The organism is Cellulomonas hominis, assembly GCF_005239125.1.
Classification (GTDB): Bacteria; Actinomycetota; Actinomycetes; order Actinomycetales; family Cellulomonadaceae; genus Cellulomonas; species Cellulomonas hominis_A.
The window spans coordinates 1-18,835 of the sequence record NZ_SZYE01000060.1; the positions used below are offsets into that span (position 1 = coordinate 1).

17 protein-coding genes and 1 tRNA gene are annotated in these 18,835 nt (G+C 75.4%); 15 read left to right on the top strand and 3 right to left on the bottom strand.

Annotated features, from left to right (window positions below; genetic code table 11):
- Positions 1–125 precede the first annotated feature (125 nt).
- From ftsW to FA014_RS09350, 5 genes are all read left to right on the top strand, one after another.
- Positions 126–1,442, top strand: coding sequence for a putative lipid II flippase FtsW (ftsW, locus tag FA014_RS09330; protein ID WP_230323004.1), 1,317 nt, complete (start codon positions 126–128; stop codon positions 1,440–1,442).
- A 9-nt stretch (positions 1,443–1,451) separates the two neighbouring features.
- Positions 1,452–2,096 (top strand): TetR/AcrR family transcriptional regulator, encoded by a 645-nt coding sequence (locus FA014_RS09335; protein ID WP_154729415.1) that lies wholly within the window; start codon positions 1,452–1,454, stop codon positions 2,094–2,096.
- A gap of 96 nt (positions 2,097–2,192) precedes the next feature.
- Positions 2,193–3,167: a DUF5692 family protein gene (locus tag FA014_RS09340; RefSeq protein WP_154729416.1), complete on the top strand. Its 975-nt coding sequence runs from the start codon at positions 2,193–2,195 to the stop codon at positions 3,165–3,167.
- A gap of 426 nt (positions 3,168–3,593) precedes the next feature.
- Positions 3,594–5,201, top strand: coding sequence for an ABC-F family ATP-binding cassette domain-containing protein (locus tag FA014_RS09345; protein ID WP_154729417.1), 1,608 nt, complete (start codon positions 3,594–3,596; stop codon positions 5,199–5,201).
- Between the two features lie 241 nt (positions 5,202–5,442).
- A tRNA-Arg gene (locus FA014_RS09350) sits at positions 5,443–5,515 on the top strand.
- Positions 5,516–5,629: 114 nt separating this feature from the next.
- Here FA014_RS09350 and FA014_RS09355 read toward each other — a convergent pair.
- Positions 5,630–5,887 (bottom strand): hypothetical protein, encoded by a 258-nt coding sequence (locus tag FA014_RS09355; protein ID WP_154729418.1) that lies wholly within the window; start codon positions 5,885–5,887, stop codon positions 5,630–5,632.
- A gap of 703 nt (positions 5,888–6,590) precedes the next feature.
- Between FA014_RS09355 and FA014_RS09360 the strand changes: the two genes are divergently transcribed.
- The 10 genes from FA014_RS09360 to FA014_RS09405 all read left to right on the top strand — a co-directional run bounded on the left by FA014_RS09360 (position 6,591) and on the right by FA014_RS09405 (position 16,537).
- Positions 6,591–6,746: a hypothetical protein gene (locus tag FA014_RS09360; RefSeq protein WP_154729419.1), complete on the top strand. Its 156-nt coding sequence runs from the start codon at positions 6,591–6,593 to the stop codon at positions 6,744–6,746.
- A gap of 13 nt (positions 6,747–6,759) precedes the next feature.
- Entirely contained in the window at positions 6,760–7,377 is a 618-nt protein-coding gene (locus tag FA014_RS09365) for a hypothetical protein (RefSeq protein WP_154729420.1), read from the top strand.
- 519 nt (positions 7,378–7,896) lie between these two features.
- Positions 7,897–8,511, top strand: a complete 615-nt coding sequence (locus FA014_RS09370) for a hypothetical protein (protein WP_154729421.1) — start codon at positions 7,897–7,899, stop codon at positions 8,509–8,511.
- A 279-nt stretch (positions 8,512–8,790) separates the two neighbouring features.
- Entirely contained in the window at positions 8,791–10,530 is a 1,740-nt protein-coding gene (locus tag FA014_RS09375) for an immunoglobulin domain-containing protein (RefSeq protein ID WP_154729422.1), read from the top strand.
- Between the two features lie 50 nt (positions 10,531–10,580).
- Positions 10,581–11,345, top strand: coding sequence for a hypothetical protein (locus FA014_RS09380; RefSeq protein ID WP_154729423.1), 765 nt, complete (start codon positions 10,581–10,583; stop codon positions 11,343–11,345).
- 148 nt (positions 11,346–11,493) lie between these two features.
- Entirely contained in the window at positions 11,494–14,016 is a 2,523-nt protein-coding gene (locus FA014_RS09385; RefSeq protein WP_154729424.1) for a helix-turn-helix transcriptional regulator, read from the top strand.
- Positions 14,013–14,618 (top strand): S24 family peptidase, encoded by a 606-nt coding sequence (locus FA014_RS09390; protein WP_154729425.1) that lies wholly within the window; start codon positions 14,013–14,015, stop codon positions 14,616–14,618. Before FA014_RS09385 ends, FA014_RS09390 begins: the two co-directional genes overlap by 4 nt.
- Before the next feature lie 123 nt (positions 14,619–14,741).
- Complete coding sequence (locus FA014_RS09395) at positions 14,742–15,080, top strand: cupin domain-containing protein (protein ID WP_154729426.1); 339 nt, start codon at positions 14,742–14,744, stop codon at positions 15,078–15,080.
- Positions 15,081–15,310: 230 nt separating this feature from the next.
- Entirely contained in the window at positions 15,311–16,219 is a 909-nt protein-coding gene (locus tag FA014_RS09400) for a DUF368 domain-containing protein (protein ID WP_154729427.1), read from the top strand.
- Positions 16,220–16,342: 123 nt separating this feature from the next.
- Entirely contained in the window at positions 16,343–16,537 is a 195-nt protein-coding gene (locus FA014_RS09405) for a DUF2180 family protein (protein WP_154729428.1), read from the top strand.
- Between the two features lie 128 nt (positions 16,538–16,665).
- Here FA014_RS09405 and FA014_RS19960 read toward each other — a convergent pair whose 3' ends face one another.
- Together FA014_RS19960 and FA014_RS09415 are read right to left on the bottom strand one after the other, a co-directional pair.
- Positions 16,666–17,619 (bottom strand): ATP-dependent DNA ligase, encoded by a 954-nt coding sequence (locus FA014_RS19960; protein WP_195969225.1) that lies wholly within the window; start codon positions 17,617–17,619, stop codon positions 16,666–16,668.
- A gap of 83 nt (positions 17,620–17,702) precedes the next feature.
- A complete protein-coding gene (locus tag FA014_RS09415; RefSeq protein WP_195969226.1) occupies positions 17,703–18,668 on the bottom strand; it encodes an ATP-dependent DNA ligase in 966 nt (321 codons plus the stop codon).
- Between the last annotated feature and the right edge of the window lie 167 nt (positions 18,669–18,835).

Here is an 18,835-nt window from a genome sequence, read left to right on the forward strand (position 1 = left end):
GCGGAGCCGGGCGGGGGCGGCGGGCGCCGGGCGGGGCCAGCGGGGCCGGCGGGCGCCACCTAGCGGCCGGGCCGGCGCCACTCAGGTGCCGCTGAGCGCTCCCGCGCCGTGCCTAGCGTGGCTCGGTGAGCTCGCCGACGGACCGGCCCCCCGCTCCCGAGCAGCCGCGCCCCGACGGCGCCGCCGGCTACCAGCTGCTGCTGGGGGCCACGATGACGCTGGTGGTGTTCGGGCAGGTGATGGTGCTGTCCGCGTCCGCCGTGGACTCGATCGCCCGGGGGAGCTCGCCGTACGCGCTCGCGGCGGAGCAGCTCCGGTTCGCGGTGCTCGGGGTCGTGGTCATGCTGGTGGCCGCGCGGGTGCCGCTGCGGGTGTACCGCCGGGCGGCGGCGCCGCTGCTGCTCGGCGCGCTGGTGCTGCAGCTGCTCGTGTTCACGCCGCTGGGGCTGAGCCAGGGCGAGCGGCGCAGCTGGGTCGCGCTCGGGCCGGTCGTCGGCCAGCCCGCCGAGGTGGTGAAGCTCGGCCTGGTGCTCTGGCTCGCCCGCGTGCTCGCGGCCCGGCAGGAGGGCGTCCACGACTGGCGGACCGCGGCGTTCCCGGCCGTGCCGGGCGCGGTGGTCGCGATCGTGGCGACCCTCGCGGGGCACGACGTCGGCACCTCCCTGGTCATGGCGACGCTCGTGGCCGGGGCGCTGTTCGTGGCCGGGGCGCCGCTGCGGCTGTTCGCGGTGGCGGGCGCCGCGGCCGCGCTGGCCTTCGTGGCGATCGCCGCGTCCGCGCCCCGGCGGGTGCAGCGAATCAGCGACTGGCTGGGCGGCGACTGCGACCCGCTGGGCAGCTGCTACCAGACCACGCAGGGACTCCGCGCCCTCGCCTCGGGCGGCTGGCTCGGGACCGGTCTCGGGCAGTCGCGGCAGAAGTGGTCCTACCTGCCCGAGGCCCACAACGACTTCATCTTCGCGATCATCGGCGAGGAGCTCGGGCTGGCCGGGACGCTCCTGGTGCTGGGCCTGCTGGGGGTGCTGGCGCTCGGCATGCTCCGTGTGATCGGGCGGCACCCGGACCCGTTCGCCCGCATCGTCGTCGGCGGCGTCCTGGGCTGGGTGGTGTCCCAGGCGCTGATCAACATCGGGACCGTGATCGGCCTGGCGCCGGTCATCGGCGTGCCGCTGCCCCTCGTCTCGGCGGGCGGGTCCGCGCTGGTCGCCACGATGCTCGCGCTCGGCGTGGTCCTCGCGTGCGCTCGCACCGAGCCCGGGGCACCGGACGCCCTGGCCGCGCGGCCGGGCGCGCTGCGGCGGTCGCTCGCCGTGCTCGGACGGCCGCGCACGGCCGGGCGGCGCCGGGCGGCGCGGGCCGCCCGAGCGTCGCGGGCGGCGGGGGTCCGGGCCCCCGCCGAGCAGGGACGATCGTCCCATTGGCGATGTGTCAATGAGTCGTAGGTTCGAGGCGTGTCCACCGCCGAGCGCTCGCCCCGCACCGTCCTCGACCCCGAGCGACGGCGTGCGGAGCTGCTCGACGCGGCCGAGCGCGCGTACGCGGAGCGCGGCCTGAGCCGGACCACGGTGAGCGACGTCGCCCGGGTCGCGGGCGTCACGCGCGGGCTCGTGTACCACTACTTCCCCACGACCGAGGACCTGCTCGACGCGGTCCTCGCCCGCCGCGTCGAGGCGTTCGTCGCCTCGGTCCGCGCGTGGGACGACACCCGGACCGTCGGCGACGTCGAGGGCGCGCTGCGGGACGTGATCGCCCTGTTCCGGGCGGAGACCACCCCGGTCGACCCCGTGCGCGCCGACCTGCGCCGGCCCGAGAACGCCGCGCTCTACCAGCGCTTCGTGGACGCCGCCGTCGCGGCGGTCGTGGACACCCTGCAGGTCACCACCGTCGAGGCGTACTCCGCCCGCCACGGCCTGGCCATCGAGCACGTGCGCGCGACGTTCGTCGTGCTGGTGCACGGGCTCGTCGGGCTGGTCCGGACCGAGCCGGAGGTGCCCGACGCCGTGCTGGCCGCGCTGGTCCGGCAGACCCTGCGCCTCGACATGGTCGGGCGCACCCTCCCGCCGCCGGAGCAGGCGGCACCCACCCCGCCGGCCTGACCCACGGCCGGTCCCACCCCGCCGGCCTGACCCACGGCCGGCCCCACCCCGCCGACGCGCCACGCGCCGGCACCACCCTGCGAGGAGGTTCGGAGCGTGTTCCTGTTCGAGTCGATCCCGTGGTACTCCGCGGTGATGTGGTGCGTCGTGCTCGCGGCGCTCATCGGGCTCAACGAGGTGACCCGGCGCTGGCGCGCCGCCGGCATCGCGTTCTTCGTGGCCCTGCCGATCGTGCTCACGATCTTCGTCTGGCCGCACACCGCCGGGGCCGGGTCCAGCACCGGCACCTGGTTCCACTGGGTGAAGGTCTACTCCGCGCTCGCCGGCTGCCTCGGCTTCATGGCGCTGCGCTACCACCCGAGGCTCGCCGCCAAGCGCTGGGCGCTGGCGTTCCCCGCCGCGATCCTCGCGATCAACATCGCCGAGGCCGTGCTCCGCGACTTCCAGGTCGCCGGGATGTCCGAGGGCGTCGTCGACGGCGTCTACATGGTGCCCGGCCCGTGGAACGTGATGAACGGCGTCGCCGGCATCCTCAACCTCGTCACCATCTGCGGGTGGGCCGGGATCACGATCAGCCGCTCGCGGAGCCGCGACATGCTCTGGCCCGACATGCTGTGGTTCTGGATCATCGCGTACGACCTGTGGAACTTCGCCTACGTCTACAACTGCGTCGGCGACCACGCGTTCTACGCCGGTGCCGCCCTGCTGATCTCCTGCACCATCCCGGCCTTCGTCTTCAAGCGCGGGGCGTGGCTGCAGCACCGGGCGCACACCCTGGCCCTGTGGATGATGTTCACGATGGCCGTGCCGACGTTCGTGTCCTCCTCGCCGTTCGCCGTCGAGTCGTCGCACGACCCCGCCGCGCTGCTCACCGTCAGCGCGCTGTCCCTCGCCGCGAACGTGGCGCTGGCGGTCTACCAGCTGCACCGCGTCGTCACCACGCGCCGCAACCCGCTCACCGGGACCGAGCTGTACCCGGAGCTGGCGGCGTACCAGCGGGTCGTCGCGGAGGAGCGGGCCGAGGCCCCGGTGGTCGGGACCGGCGCGCCGCGCGAGCCCGCGGCCGTCTGACCGCGCCGGTCGGCGAGCCCCCGTCCCGCGGTCGTCGCGGGGCGGGGGCTCGTGCCGTCCGGGCGTCGCCGCCGGCACCCGGGCGGCGGGAAAACCGCTGGGACGCGCCGCGGTCCGCTGCTACGGTCGTCCCGTGGAGACGATCGAGGTCGACAGAGCCTAGCCACCGGACCGCCGGTGGCTCGCCCCGTCGTCCGACGCGCAGCGCCGGTCCGCCCGCCCCGGGCGTCGACCGCGCAGCGACGAGTCCCCCGCACGTCCGGCGCCGCACCGACCCCGGTGCGCGCCCGCCCCGTCGCCCGCTCCCGCACGCGCCGCACTCCCCCGTGCGCCCCCGCGTCGCCGCCGCGGCCGGCGCCCGGGCCGGCCGCCCACGCCGACCAGCGCTCCCCCGCCCACGGGCCGGGGAGGGAGAAGAGCACGCCCATGTCCCCGTCCCCCTCCGTCACCCTGCGGGCCGTCACCCTCGTGTGGCCCGACGGCACGACCGCCCTCGACCGCGTCGACGGCACGTTCACCACCGGTCGCACCGGGCTGGTCGGCCGCAACGGCACGGGCAAGTCCACGCTGCTCCGGCTCGTCGCCGGCCTGCTCGCGCCCACCTCCGGTGCCGTCGAGGTCGCGGGCGAGGTCGGCTACCTCCCGCAGACCCTCACGCTCGCGCGGGACACCACCGTCGCGGCCCTGCTGGGCGTCGACCGCACCCTGGCGGCGCTGCGCGCCATCGAGTCCGGCGACGTCGACCAGCGGCACTTCGACGCCGTCGGCGACGACTGGGACATCGAGGCCCGCGCGGACGAGGCGCTGCACCGCATCGGGTTCACCGCGGCCGACCTGCCGCGCCGCGTCGCCGAGGTGTCCGGCGGGGAGGCCATGCTGATCGCCGTGACGGGTCTGCGCCTGCGCCGCACCCCCGTCACGCTGCTCGACGAGCCCACCAACAACCTCGACCGGCCGACCCGGGCCCGGCTCGCCGAGCTCGTCGACCAGTGGCCCGGGACGCTCGTGGTGGTCAGCCACGACCTGGAGCTGCTGGAGCACATGGACCGCATCGCCGAGCTGCACGACGGCGTCCTCGAGACGTTCGGCGGGACCTACAGCGCCTGGCAGGAGCACCGGGCGGCGGAGCAGGCCGCCGCCGAGCAGGCGGCGCGCTCAGCCCAGCAGGCGCTCCGGTCGGAGAAGCGCCAGCGCGCGGAGGCGGAGACGACGCTCGCCCGCCGGGCACGGACCGCCCGGGCGACCCAGCGGGACGGCGGCATCCCGAAGATCCTCGCGGGCAACCGGGCCAGCCGCGCCCAGGCCTCGGCCGGGTCGCTGCGGTCGACGCTCGACGACCGGGTCCGCGCGGCCCAGACCGCGGTGGACGCCGCCGACTCCCGGGTACGGGACGACGAGCACATCCACCTGGTCCTGCCGGACCCCGGGGTGCCGCGCGGGCGGCGGATCGCCGAGCTCACCGGCACCGGGGGGACGGTCGTCGTGCAGGGCCCCGAGCGCGTGGCCCTCGTCGGGGCGAACGGCACCGGCAAGACCACCCTGCTGGAGCACCTGGTCCGCGGGACCGCGCCGGTACCCGGCCGCCCGCACGGCCGCCTGCTGACGGACGCGGTCGGGTACCTGCCGCAGCGCCTCGACGGCCTGGACGAGGAGGCCGGCGCGCTCGCGGCGGTGCAGGCCGTCGCGCCCGGGACACCGGCGGGGACGCTGCGCAACCAGCTCGCCCGGCTGCTGCTCCGCGGGGACGCGGTCGACCGGCCGGTGCGGACGCTGTCCGGCGGCGAGCGGTTCCGGGTCGCGCTCGCACGGCTGCTGCTCGCGGACCCGCCCGCGCAGCTGCTGGTCCTCGACGAGCCGACGAACAACCTCGACCTGGCGAGCGTCGCGCAGCTCGCGGAGGCGCTCGACGCCTACCGCGGTGCGCTGCTGGTGGTCAGCCACGACCACGCGTTCCTCGGACGGGTCGGGATCGACACGGTGGTCGAGCTGTCGGCCGACGGCGACCTGCGTCGCCGCGGCGACCTCCCGTCCTGAGCCCCGGGCGTCGACCGCCCGCATGCGCCGAGATCGGTGGTTCCGCTCGAGATCGGCGGTCCGGGCCGCCGATCTCGGCGCGAGCCGCCGATCTGGGCGGGCGACGCGCGCGGCTCGCGCGCAGACGGGGCGAGTTGCGCCGCAGGGGCCACGCCGCACGGGTGTGGCGGGGCGCACGCCGGGCCGGTTTGGGCCGAGCGCCCACGACCTGTACTCTCTTCTTCGGCCCTCCGGGGCCGATGCGCCCGTAGCTCAATGGATAGAGCATCTGACTACGGATCAGAAGGTTGGGGGTTCGAGTCCCTCCGGGCGCACAGCGCACAACCCCCGTCCGGGTCGCCCTGGGCGGGGGTTCTTGCATGCCCAGGATGCCGCGGCGCAGGAGTGGGCCGCCGCGAGGAGTCCTCGTTGCGGCCCACTCCCGGGGGCTACCCCTTGCTCGAACTCGCCGCGCGAGCTGCCTGGCGCTGCCAGTAGAGGATGATCGCGACATCCGCAGCAAAAGCCACCCAGGCAAAGTTCTTCGCCCACTGGAGCGACTCGGGTCCGCGGGTCCCGAGAACCCACAGGCCGATCCCGGCGAGGAAGAGTCCGACGTACACGACCGCGTGGGGCCAGGGCGTGAGGCTTGCGCGCAATGTGTCGAGAGTTCTCGGCTGCTCGGCGGCGGGCGTCGTCATCGGCATCGGCTGTCCTTGTACTGTCCGGCAGCGATGCCAAGAATCGTAGGCGTCACCATGCGGATGTAAACCGCAGCAATCAGCGTGGCAGTAGTCGTGGTTGCGAAACGTGTCCTCACGGAACCCTCTTGCTCTACGAGTCGGTGCGGAGCGCTCGGCACCCGTCACGCCCTTGTGACAAGTCGCACGTTAGGGCCCGACCGCGAGGGCGGGTGGCTGTTCTTGATGTGAACAACCCTGTGGTCGGAGCAGCCACTTGTCTCCGTGACCTCTGCTATTGGGCGCGAGCCCGGTCGAACCGGACCTCGGTGGTTCTACGGAGGACGTGCGACCGGCGACACCCGGGCCCCTCCGAGGCGACCAACGACCGTGGCTGTCTCGGCGAATGCCCGGAGGACCGCTCCATCTAGCGTCCAGCGGTCGCGCGCCCGTCGGGGCTTGCCTCACCTTGAGCCCAAGGACGTGCCTGGTCGAGGGCTATCGCTGGGGCGGGGCGGCACACCCAGTTGAGGCACCTAATTCACGAGACGCTATGTAGCGCCTCGGCCCACGACCGCCCGCGTAGAGTCGTCGGCGCGCCGTCGCCCGGTGGTCGCTGACACCGGCGCAGCGGCCCGGTCCCCCGGCCCCGCACTCGCAGTACCGGATCCGTCTGGACAGCGCGAACTTCAACAGCCACGTCAACGCGGACGGCTACACGTTCGCCAACGTGGTCAGGAGCACGACCGCTCACGAGCTCGGACACGCGCTGCGCCTCGGGGACCACACCGACCTGCCCACCCGGCTGATGAGCGATAGCAGAATCCGCAACTTTGTGATCAGCCCGACCACGGCCGAGGTCGACGAGTCCAACGGCTACTACTGAGGGGAGCGGAGCGATGAACACGAAGATTCGGAAGCTCCCAGTGCTGGCCGGCGCCGCAGCGCTCATGCTGAGCGCGTGTGCCACGTCCCCTGGTGAACCGACGGCCGGCTCGACGGTCCAGCTGCAGGCCGACTACCCGGTCTACGACCAGGCGACTCTCGTCGAGGAGGCGACGCTGATCGTCGAGGGCGAAGTGCTGGCGACCGAGCCGACCGTCCTGACACCGCGCTTCGAGGGCGACACCCCGGAGGAGAACCCGCTTCTCGGGCTCTCCGAGGCCGAGAGGAAGGCGGCGCTCGGGGAGGCCGACGGGGTGCCCGCTACGGCTGTCACCTTCCGAGCAGACGTCGTGCACCAGGGCACCGTCACTCCGGACCAGGAGATCCTCGTCGTCCAGACCGGCGGCACGATCGACGGCGTCGACTATGTGCTCGGGGGCGGGTTCATGCTCGCCAAGGGCGAGCGCTACCTGCTGTTCGCCACCGACAGCTTCGACGGCGCCTACGCGATCCTCGGAGGTGCCGCGGGCACCTTCCGCTCGACGGGAGGCGACGCCTTCGCCGCGGTGGCGCCCGATGTGGCGCCGTTCTCCGAGCTCAGCGCCGCGCAGGTCGACCAGCTCACCGAGTAGCGGTGACCGCTGGCGCCGGCCGGTGCTGCTCTCGGGCATCCGCCGGCACTGGCCTGCGGGTTCGGCACAGGCGACCGCGGTCCGGAGCTCGCGGGTGGCGTCGGCGCTGGCAACACGGCCGAGGGCGATCTGGTCCTCGAGCCTGCGACGGAACGCGCGTAGGTCCGGTTTCGAGTCCCTCCGGGCGCACAGCGCGGAGCCCCTGTCCCAGATCGTCTGGCCGCGCCGCGTTGAGTGATCGGCGTACTCACACCCACCCAGACCGACCGTGTCTGCCACCCCATTCGGCACCGCGACACTCAGACGCGGCTCCAGGACCTAGGTCCCTGGCCAGGTGCCGTTCGCACCGGTCGACCGCGTGGTGGGCGCATCCGGCGAGCCGTCTAGGTGCTCGGCGTGCTCGGCATGCTCAGGACTCCCGACAGAGCCCGGTCCACCTGGCCGGCCGCACCCCGCCATCTGCTGCAACCCGCCCTCCGGCGGCGGGACCCGCATCGCCCCGAAAGGACTCTGACGACCATGAAACCCACCACCAGCACCTCCGACCGGGACCGTCGCAAGAAGAAGCTCTGGGTCGTCCTCGGTGTCGGCCTGCTCGCCGCCGCGGTGGCCGGCGGTGGCGCGCTCTCCACCCTCTTCACGACGATCTCCGGCAACGAGTTCCGCGCCGCCGTGCCGAACACGGAGGACGTCCCCGAGGGCGCGCTCGTGCGCATCACCGGTGCGGCGATCGACCACGAGTTCGACTCCTCGACCTTCAACCACCTGGTCCGGGCCTCCTGGGTGCTGGAGAACCACGGCCCGACGGCGACGACGTTCGACGGTCACTTCCGGACCGTCTCGGGCTCCGACGAGACCCTCGCCGCCGCCCTGCTCGTGCAGTACGGCGAGGTGGACCCGGACGGAGAGGTCGTCGGGTGGATCGACGGCGGCACGGTCGCGGACCCGACGCCGTTCGCGGAGGCCACCGGCATCGACACGATCAACGGGCAGACCCAGATCCCGATCGAGGTCCGGGTCGTCCTGGAGGACCCGGGCGTCATCGCCTCGAATGACGACGACCTGATCGGCGAGATGATCCGGGTCGCCGCCGACTTCACCGTGTCCTACCTGGACCCGATCAACCGCGCGTGACCTGAGCACGCGCCACCTCGCTGTGGCGGTCGCGGGCCAGGGCTCGCGACCGCCACCGCCGCCCGCCCCCGCCGCGGACGAGCGACTCCCTGGCACACCCACGCGACCTGGCTCGACACCCGAGACAGCCCCGACGAGAGGACGAGCACGATGGCCGTACGCAGCCCGTGGCGCGTTGCCGCTCCCCTCCTGACCGCGGTCATGCTCCTGACGTCCTTCACCTCGGGAGCAGCGGCCGTGCCGGCCGCTCCCCTGGCGCCCGGGGACGCCACTCCCGCCGTGAGGGCCCCCGCCGAGACTCCCGACGAGGCCCCCGGCACGGCGGCGCTCGCGCGCAACAGCTGGGCCTTCACGCTGCACCCCCAAGACCAGTCCCTCGCGCCGGGCTACGAGGTCGAGTTCACCTCGGTGTTCGAGACGACGGACACCGCGACCTGGATCGGGTACTGGGAACGGTCCACCGACGGCGGGGGCACGTGGATCTCGGAGACCCGGCCGGCGTTGTGGCACTCCGGGTCGACGCAGACCCTGAGGCTCGGAGCCGCCATCGCGGAGATGGACGGCTTCCTGTACCGGGCCCGCGTCATGAACGAGATCTACACCCCACACGAGGACCGGGTGTCCGAGCCCGCCCGGCTGACCGTGCTGCCGGCGAGCGCGCAGTTCATCGAGCAGCCGCAGGACGTCGTCGTCCGCGAGGGTGACACGGCCGAGCTCACCGCGGCGTACACCGTCTCCCCGATTGGCCGGGGAGGGCGCACCACGGAGATCTCGCGCGACGGGGGCCGGACCTGGCAGGAGGTGGCGTGGGGCGCCTGGACCTCGACGGCGGAGCAGCAGGCGTCCGGGCTGTACTTCACGCCGCGGTGGTCGCAGCAGTTCTGGTCGAGCGACGACGGGCTGCTGATGCGGTTCGCGATCACGTTCGACGGGCAGCATCTCGCCTACAGCGACGCGGCCGAGGTCACCGTCGAGATGGTTCCCCCCGTCGTCACCGAGGCTCCCGCCGACGTCACCGTGATGGAGGGGGAGAGCGCGTCCTTCTCGGCGGCGTACGGCGGTACGGACGCGCCGACGTCGGTGCAGTGGCAGTTCTCGACGGACGGCGGGCGGACCTTCGACGACGTCCCCGACGGGATCGGGCCGAACGGTGCCGGGTCGATCCCCCTGGTGATCGACTCGGTGCACGAGGAGATGGACGGCTGGCAGTACCGGGTGCGGTTCACCAACGAGGCCGGGTCGGTGTTCTCGGAGGTCGCGACCCTGCGGGTCGGCATCTGGTGGCCCGAGACGAGCCTCGAGGCGCCGCTCGGAGTGCGTGTCGACCTATCGGTCTCCGACATGCCCCGCTCGCGAGACGGTGCCCTGCACCTCACCGCGCCGCCCGGCACCCGCATCAACGGGTGGAGGATTCACCATGTCTCGGGCATCACCGAGAGTCTCCAGTTCACGATCAGCCCGGACGGGCGCACGATGACGACCCGAGACCCCGAGACTGACGACTTCCCCTGGGGCGGCGGGCTCCGCTTGGCCACGTTCACCCTGCAGGTCGACCCCGACGTGGCCCCCGGAACTGTCCTGGACGGCGGCGAGTTCCGCGTCGTCCAGGGCGGTGTCCTCCGGGCCCGGGGCGCGGTCACGGTCACGGTCCCCGGAACCGCGCCGCGGGTCACCGAGCACCCCACGGACGCGGCGGTGTTCCTGGGCGAGCCCGTGCCCCTGCGGGTCGCGGCCGAGGGCACCGAACCCTTCACCGTGGACTGGCAGTGGCGCACCGGCCCGGACGGCGCGTGGCAGCCCTGGGACGGCGGCACCGACGCGGACCAGCCGCACTGGGCGGTCGAGGTGACCCTCGACGACCTCGCCCACGACGGGCGGCAGTACCGGGCCGTGGTGCGCAACGCCTGGGGCAGCGACGCGTCGGAGCCCGCGACGGTGTCCGTGCGACAGGTCCGGCGGGCGCAGCTCTCCATCACGCCGCAGGCGGTCCTGGTGGACGCCCTGCCGGGGGCCCGATGACCGCCGTGCGGGGACCGGGAATGCGCCCGAGAGGGCAGAAGGAGGACGACGTGGACGAGCTCGGCACGGCGCCGCGCGCGTCGGGACGGTGGTCCCGTACCCCGGTCGCCCGGTGGCCGGTCGCGGTGGCGGTCGGCCTCGCCCTCGTCGCGGTGCCGAGTTCGGCGACGGCCCGGACGACGGGCGGCGAGCCGCTCGTGACGGTGAGCGGGACACCGCTCGTGCACACCTTCGACCTCGCCGTCCCGGGCGATGCCGCGGTGGGCGAGTGGGGCGTCTCGACGTCCGCGGCCTCGCCGACCCCGTTCGACGGGTCCCTCGCGGCGGACGAGCCGGTACCCGACCCGGCCTTCGCGGAGGCCCTCGTGGTGCAGTACGGCACGCTGGACGGAACCGGGAGAGTCGTCGCCTGGCACGACGCGGGGACGCTCGCGGAGCCCGTGAGCCTCTCGCAGGCGCTGGGCCGGCCCACGACGGTGGCGGCCGGAGAGCCGGCGCGGGTGCCGGTGCGCGTCCGCCTGCCCGATCCCGGTGCTCTGGACCTGGCACCGGGTCGGTCGCTCGCCGTGACCGCCACCTTCACGGTCGACTACCTGTCCGACGACACCGCGGCCACGCCCCCGGCCCGACCGGTGGCGGGCCACGGGCCGCTGGCGATGACCGGAGCGGACCTCCGGCTGCTGGGGCTGCTCGGCGCTGCGGGCGTCCTCGCGGGGTCGCTGCTGCGCGGGACCCGGACCCGGGACCGCCGCGACCACCCGGCCGGGCGCGCGGGCAGCGGCGGTGCCGGCGACCGCGGGTGGGAGGCCGGGTGACCGCCGCCGGACCGCTTGACCTGCACCGCTGCGCGCGACTGTCGCACGCCGCCCGGTGTGTCGGTTCCCTCGGCGATGAGACGCTGCCCGCGAGGAACGCGGTCGAGGGCGGCGTCGATGACGCCTGCTCGGAGGACGGAGGGCGGGGATGGAGTCCGGAGGTTTCACGGAGCCAGTGGGGGCGGTCGAGCGCTGGCTGTCGGTCGGACGCGACGTGGTCGTGCGTGGCGACCGCGGTGCAGGGAAGTCCACGGTGCTCGAGACGCTGCTCGCGGACCTGTCGCAGCGCGGGGCCCAGGCGCTGCTGCTGCGCGCCCGCGGGGCGACACCGCTGTCCACCCTGCTGAACCACCCCTCGGCGCCGCTCGGCACCCCGGACGAGGCCGAGCTCACCGAGTGGCTCGTCGCGGAGCTCGAGGGGCCCCGCCGCAGCGTCCTGCTCCTCGACGACGCGGACCGGGTCGACACGTCGAGTCTCTCGGTGGTGGCCCGGGCGCTGGCGCGGACGTCGTGCGTGCTCATCACCACGACGACGCGGGACCCCCTGCGCGACCCGACGGCGGGGATGGGCGGCCTGCTCCTCGAGCGGGCGCCCGCGGAGGTCCGCGTCCCGCCCCTGGACTTCCGCGGTGTCGCGGACCTGCTCGGGTCGGTGCTGGGCGCACCCGCGGACGCCGGCCTGACCGCGGCGGTCGTCGCACGGACGGGAGGGAACCCGCGCGCGGTGCTCGCGCTGACGGACGCCGCCCTCGCGGGCGGTGCGCTGCAGCGGGTGGACGACGTCTGGGCGGATCGCGGAACCCTGGACCGGGTCCCCGTCGACGCCGTCGCGTACGTGTTCCTCGCCGGCATGCGCACCGAGCTCGTCCACGCGCTGGAGACCCTGGCGACCACGGGACCGGTCTCGGCAGAGGTCGTCGACCACGTCGTGGACCCGGATCTGCTCGACGAGCTGATGGAGTCGGGCCGGGTCGTCCGCCACGAGAGCGGGCAGCCGGGGCGGCTGGTCGGTGTCGCGCCGCCGGTGCTCGCGCGGGCACTGCGGGAGCGCGCCCGTCCGCACCGTCGACGGCAGGTGACGGAGCGCCTCGGCACCGTGCTCGGACGGAGCGGGGACACGGGCGGGCCGGATCTCGGCCCGGGGGTCGCGCAGCGGTTCACCTGCTCCGAGGTCCAGGACGCCGACGGCCGCTGGGCCGCCGAGCTCTCCGGCCTGATCTACGAGCACGTGCTGGCCGAGGAGCTGGCGACGCGCGCGACCTGGTTGCAGGCGCCCTCCGTGCGCACCGCCAACGCGTACCTCGCGCTGCTGATGCGGCGGCCGGCGACCGAGGCGCTGCAGGCGGTGTTCACCACCACGCAGGCGACCGACCGGGACGACCACGACGAGCGGCTCACGTTCGCCTACCACCACGCCCGCTGGCTGAACTGGCGCGGCGCGGCGAAGGCCGACGTCGTGGGGGCGTTCGCGGCGAGCGGCATCGACCCCGCCGTCCTGCGCGAGCTGCAGGGTCTCAAGACGCAGGTCGTGCGCGAGATCCAGCGGGGTCGACCGGTGGCCGAGATCGCGACGGCCACGGCGCCGGACGGCCTGTTCCGCATGCTGCACGGGGTCCCGGTGCTGCTCCACGCCGCGGGGCTGCTGGAAGCCGGACACCCCGCGCACGCCGTCCGGGTGTGCGAGCAGCACGAGGACCTCGACGCCGAGCCCGAGGTGCGGCACTACCTGGCCGGGGTCCGCGGGATCGCCCTCGCGATGGCCGGCCGGCCGGCCGAGGCGGAGGCCTGGGCGCGCCGCCTGCTGCGGACCGCCTGCGAGTCGCTGGACTCCCTGGGCATCCGGGTGCACGCGGGCGTGCTCGCCGAGGCGCTGTACCTGTCCGGGCAGAGCGAGGCGGCGTGGCAGGTCCTCGGGACCTCGCTGCGGCTGGGTGCCCCGGGCCCGGCCGAGACCACCTTCCACCGGCGAGGGCTGACGGTCGGCGCGGTGCTCCAGGCGCACGCCGGCAACACCGACCTGGCGCAGGTGCTGCTGCGCGAGCTCGACACGACCCCCGGCAACTACTACGCGCCGCTGCGCTCGATGCGCGCCCTCGCCCACGTCGCGGTCGCCGACGCCACCGGGGCCGGTGCGGCCGCGGGCGAGAAGGCCTGGGAGGTCGGCCTGAGCCTCGCGGACCGGGGCCTGCTCCAGCCCGCGCTGCTCATCTGGGCGATCGGGCCCGCCACCCTCGACGCGGGGCGGGTCCCCGCCGTACGTGCCGCGCTCGCGCGAGCGGACGTGCCCGGGGTCGAGCCGTACGTCCGGTTGCTGCTGGCCACGGCGGAGCAGGACAAGGAGGCCGTCACCGCGCTGCTCCCCGCGGTGCACCGGCTCGTCGCGCCGATGCTCGTGCGTGCGGCGGAGAAGCTGGTGGGTGCGCGGCGCCCGAACCAGGCGGCGACGGAGCGCGTCGTGCGGCGCGGCCCCGACTGGGGGTCGCTGACGACCCGGGAGCGGGAGATCACCACCATGGCCGGCCGGGGCATGAGCAACCGCACGATCGCCGCGCGGCTCCACCTCAGCGTCCGCACGGTCGAGAACCACATGAGCCGGGCGCTCGGCAAGCTGGGCGTGACGACGCGCCAGGAGCTGATGACGTCGCGGCAGCCCGAGGAGCGCGCGCCGTGAGCCGCCGCGAGGAGGGCCGGGGGCCGGGCGCGCGGACCCGGCCCGATCGCCGAGCGGGCGTGACGCGGGCCGCGCTCAGCGCGGCGGCGGTGGTGCTGCTGGTGGTGCTCGCCGCGCCGTGGGTGTGGCTCTCGCTGACCGGGGACTTCTTCATGACCGTCCAGGGTCGCTCGATGGTCCCCACCTACGACGTCGGGGACGTCCTGGTCGTGCGCGGACCGAGCGGCGAGGAGCTCGCGAGCGCCGGCGAGGTGGTCGTCGTGGCCCGTGAGCCGGGTGCCGGCCGACAGGGGGCGATGTACGTCCACCGGGTCGTCGAACCGCTGCTCGGCGGCGAGGCGTGGCTCCAGGGCGACGGGAACCCGACCCGCGATCCGCGGCCGGTCGACCAGGAGGCCGTCGTCGGGACGCCCCGTCTCGCGCTGACCGGACCCGTTGCCGTCGCGTTCGCCGTCACGCAGTCCGTGGCCGGCAGGGTGGTTCTCGCGGGTGCCGCGCTCGCCCTGCTCCTCCTCCCACGGCGTGCTCCCGGGGACGCGCGCCAGGGCGAGCCCGGACACGGGTCCTCGTCGCGGGCCGGCGGTCGACGCGATGCGCGGTGACCGCACCGGTCAGCAGGTCGCACCCGCGCGGCCGGGGGTGAGCAACCGTCTCGGCACCCGGGGGCGGATTTGGCGAGGCGCTGACCCTGGACGCGGGGCACCGGTCCGAGGACAGTGAGAGAGGTGGCTCTCGACCCGGTCGTGACGAACCCCGACCACTACAGCGTGGTGTTCGAGAACGCGCTGGTGCGCGTCCTGCAGTACGTGGACGCGCCGGGTGACCGGACGACACCGCACGTGCACCCGGACAGCGTGATGCTCACCCAGTCCGCCTTCCGCCGGCGCCTCAGCGGGTCCCAGGGGGAGCGGGAGGTCGAGCTGCCGGCGGGCGCCGTGGTCTGGCTGCCCGCCCAGGAGCACACGGGCGAGAACATCGGCGAGACGCCGACCCGGGTGGTCCTGGTGGAGATCAAGGGCAGCGCGGCCGCGCCGGCGGCGGGACCGGTGCTCGGCCCCGAGTGACGCGGTCGTCCCCCGCCGACCACCACCAGATCGCTCGGGAGCACGGGGCACCCGCGGCACCGTCGCGCTGACGGGCGCGCACCCCCGTCCCCCGCACCCCGCCCGACGTCCTCCGCGGCGGGGCGCGGGCCCGGCGGCCGGTCCCCGGTGGTCCTGCCCGCCGGGTGCCGCGCTGCGTAGGTGCTCCGGCGGTCGACGGTCCGCCCCCGCAGTCCCCGTAGCGTCGGTGCGTGCCTGACGACCTCCCCGCCACCACCACGTCCCGCTCCCCCACGCCCTGGTCGCTCGCCCGCGGCGTCCTCGTGGGGTGCGCCGAGGCCCTGCCCGGCATCAGCGGCGGCACCGTCGCGCTGGTGACCGGCGTGTACGAGACCGCGGTGACCGGCGCGGGCCACGCGGTGACCGCCGCGCGGCTGGCGGTGACGGACCGTGCCCGCGCCCGGGCGGAGCTCGCGCGGGTGCGGTGGTCGGTGATCGTGCCGCTGCTGATCGGCATCGTGCCGGGGCTGCTGGTGACGGTGCGGTTCCTCGCGCCGGTGCTGGAGGAGCACCCGGTCCCGCTGTACGGGCTGTTCCTCGGCATGACGGCGGCGGCCCTGGTGGTGCCGGTGCGGATGGCGGGCGCCCGGTGGTCCGCCGGCGAGGTCGCGCGGGCGCTCGTCGTGGCCGCGGTCGTGTTCGTGCTCGTCGGGCTGCCGCCGCAGCACCTCACCCCGACGTACCCGGTCGTGCTGGTCGCGGCGGCGGTCGCCGCGTGCGCGCTGGCGCTGCCCGGGACGTCCGGGTCGTTCCTGCTGCTGACGTTCGGGCTGTACCAGCCGACCCTCGCCGCGGTGAACGACCGCGACTGGGGCTACGTCGCGGTGTTCCTCGCCGGGATGGTGCTCGGGCTGGGCTGCTTCGTGAAGGCTCTGCAGTGGCTGCTCGAGCACCGGCGGCGCCCCGCGCTCGTGCTGCTGTCGGGCGTGATGGCCGGGGCGCTGCGGGCGCTGTGGCCGTGGCAGGAGGACGACCGGACGCTGCTCGCCCCGGGGGACCAGGCGGGGCTCGCGGCGGTGGCGTTCGCCCTCGGCGCCGCCGTCGTGCTGGGGCTGGTGGCCGCCGAGCGGCGGTCCCGGGCGCTGCCCGACGCCGGCTGACGGCCACGGGGCGGACGTCGCCCCTGGTCCGGGAGGTCCCGTCCCACGATGAGGACGACCCGGCCCGCGCCACGCGCTCTCCTTATTCTGGAGTCATTCCAGTTACGAGCACGAGGAGAACCCATGCACTGCTTCGAGGACGCGCGGACCGGCCGGCAGGTGCCCGCCGTCGGGACCTGCCAGGCCTGCGGGGCCGGGGTGTGCGCCGACCACGTCCGGCAGCACACCGTGTCCGGGATGCGCACGAACGCCGTCGGCGCCCCGACCCCCGGTCCCGACCGCCGGGTGCTGCACTGCCCCGCGTGCGCCCGCCCGTGACCGCCGCCCGGCCGGCGCCGACGGTCGGGCCTGCGGCCGTCACCGCCGGCCGGGCGTGACCGCCGACCCGGGGCGACCCACCCGGGCCACCCCGGGGGCGGCTCGGCAGGCCCGGGCGGGCCGCGGGCTCAGCCGCAGGCGACGAGGGCCGCGCCCGGCTCCACCTCGAGCGGGTGCAGCTCGGGCCGCGCCCGCAGGAACTGCGCCGGCCGCGCCAGCGCCCCGTCGGCCCACGGCACGTCCGCGGACACCTCCACGACCAGGGGTGCGATCCGGGTCGCGATCGCGGACGGCGCGCCGCCCGGGGGCCCGAGTGGCGTGATCTGCCGCCCGAGCGCGAGCCCCGCGGCGAGCCCGACCGACCCGGACCGCCCGACGGGGACGAGCTCGCCGTCGACGGGCAGCGCGAGCAGCAGGGCCCCGGGCTGGACGGCGGACCCGGTCACGGCGGTGGCGACCAGGTCCACCACCGACCGGTGCTTGACCTTGCGCCAGTCCCGGGTGCCGGGTCGGTACGGCTGGTCGAGGCCCTTGGCCACCAGGCCGTCGACGCCGAGGCCGGCGAGGTCCCGGAACCAGCGCGCGGCCAGGTCGACGTCGCCGGTCAGCGGGGAGGTCGACAGGGGCCCGGCCCAGCCGGCGGCGAGCTCCTCCAGGGCGATCCGTCGCTCGATGAAGGGCTGCGGGCGCAGGTCGACGTGCTCGCGCTGGATGACGTCGAACACGATGAACTCGGCCGGGAGCTGCGCGGCGAACGCATCGGGCCGGGCGGCGGTGGCCCGGCGCTGGAGGGCCCCGAAGTCGACGCGGCCCGAGCGGCGGACCACGAGCTCGCCGTCGAGCACCGTCCCGGGCGGCACCCGGGCGGCGACGGCCCCGGTCACCTCGGGGAAGTCGAGGGTCAGGTCGGCGCCGTGCCGCGAGCGCAGCAGGGTGCCGGGACCGTCGGCGAGCGCGAGCAGCCGCATGCCGTCCCACTTGGGCTCCCAGGCGGTCCCGCCGGGGAGCCCGACCGTCTCGTCCAGGCCGGTCACGGGGCGCGCCAGGGCCAGGCCGCTGGAGTCCTCCGGGGTGCGGGGCACGCGCGAACTGTACGCCCGCTTTCCTCCGGGTATGTGGTGTTTCGTCTGATTTCGTTCGGACGGGTGAGCGGCGCCCGCCGCGGTCAGGTGCCGCGCCTCCCGGCGGGCTGCGGGTCCACCTCGTCGGGGTGCAGCTCGGGCCGCGCCCGCAGGAACTGCGCCGGCCCGGCGAGGCCGCCGCGGGACCAGCGCAGGTCCGCCGAGACCTCGACGACGAGCGGCGCGATCGCCGTGGCGACGGCGCGTCCCGGGTCGGTCGACGCACTGCCGCCGACCACCGGCGTCAGCACCCGCGCGAGCCCGATCGCCGCGACGGCGCCCACCGACCGCGACCGGCCGACGGGCACGAGCTCCCCGCCGGCGGGCAGCGCGAGGAGCAGGGCGTCGGGCTGGTCGACCGGTCCGGTCACCGCCGTCGCCACGAGGTCGACCGCCGAGCGGTGCTTGACCTTGAGCCAGTCGCGCGCGCCACCGCGGTACGGCTGGTCGAGGCCCTTGGCGACGAGCCCGTCCGCTCCGGTGCCGGCGAGGTCGCGGAACCAGCCGGCCGCCACGTCGACGTCGCCGGTGAGCGGTGACAGCGACAGCGCGGCCGGCCAGGACGTCGCGAGCTCGGCGAGGGCCCGCCGCCGCTCCAGGAGCGGCCGCTCCCGCTGGTCGACGTGCTCGCGCAGCAGCAGGTCGAACGCGAGGTACTCCGCGGGGGCGCGCCGCGCGGCGTACGTGGCCGTCCGCCGGGTCGCGAGCCGGTGCTGCAGCGCGCCGAAGTCGAGCCGCCCGCCCTGCCGCACCACGAGCTCGCCGTCCAGCACGGTGCCGGCGGGGACGTGGGCCGCGACCGCGGCGACCACCTCGGGGAACGCCAGGGTCAGGTCCTCGCCGTGCCGGGAGCGCAGGGCGGTCGCGGCACCGTCCGCGAGCGCCAGCACCCGCATGCCGTCCCACTTCGGCTCCCAGGCGGTGCCGCCGGGCATGCCCTGCGCGTCGGCGACGGTCCGGACCGGGCGGGCCAGGGCGAGCTCGATCGGTGCCTCGCGGGTGTGGCGCACGGGCGTCTCCTCGGGTCGGGTCGGGTCAGGTGCTCGTGGCCGCGCGGGCGGTCGGCACCGCCGGTGCGGTGCGGACCACGCGCGCCGAGGCGCCCGTGCCGCGACCGCCCGGGGCGTGGGTGCCGGTGCCAGGCGACCAGCGGTCGCCGGCCGGGGCGGCGGCGACC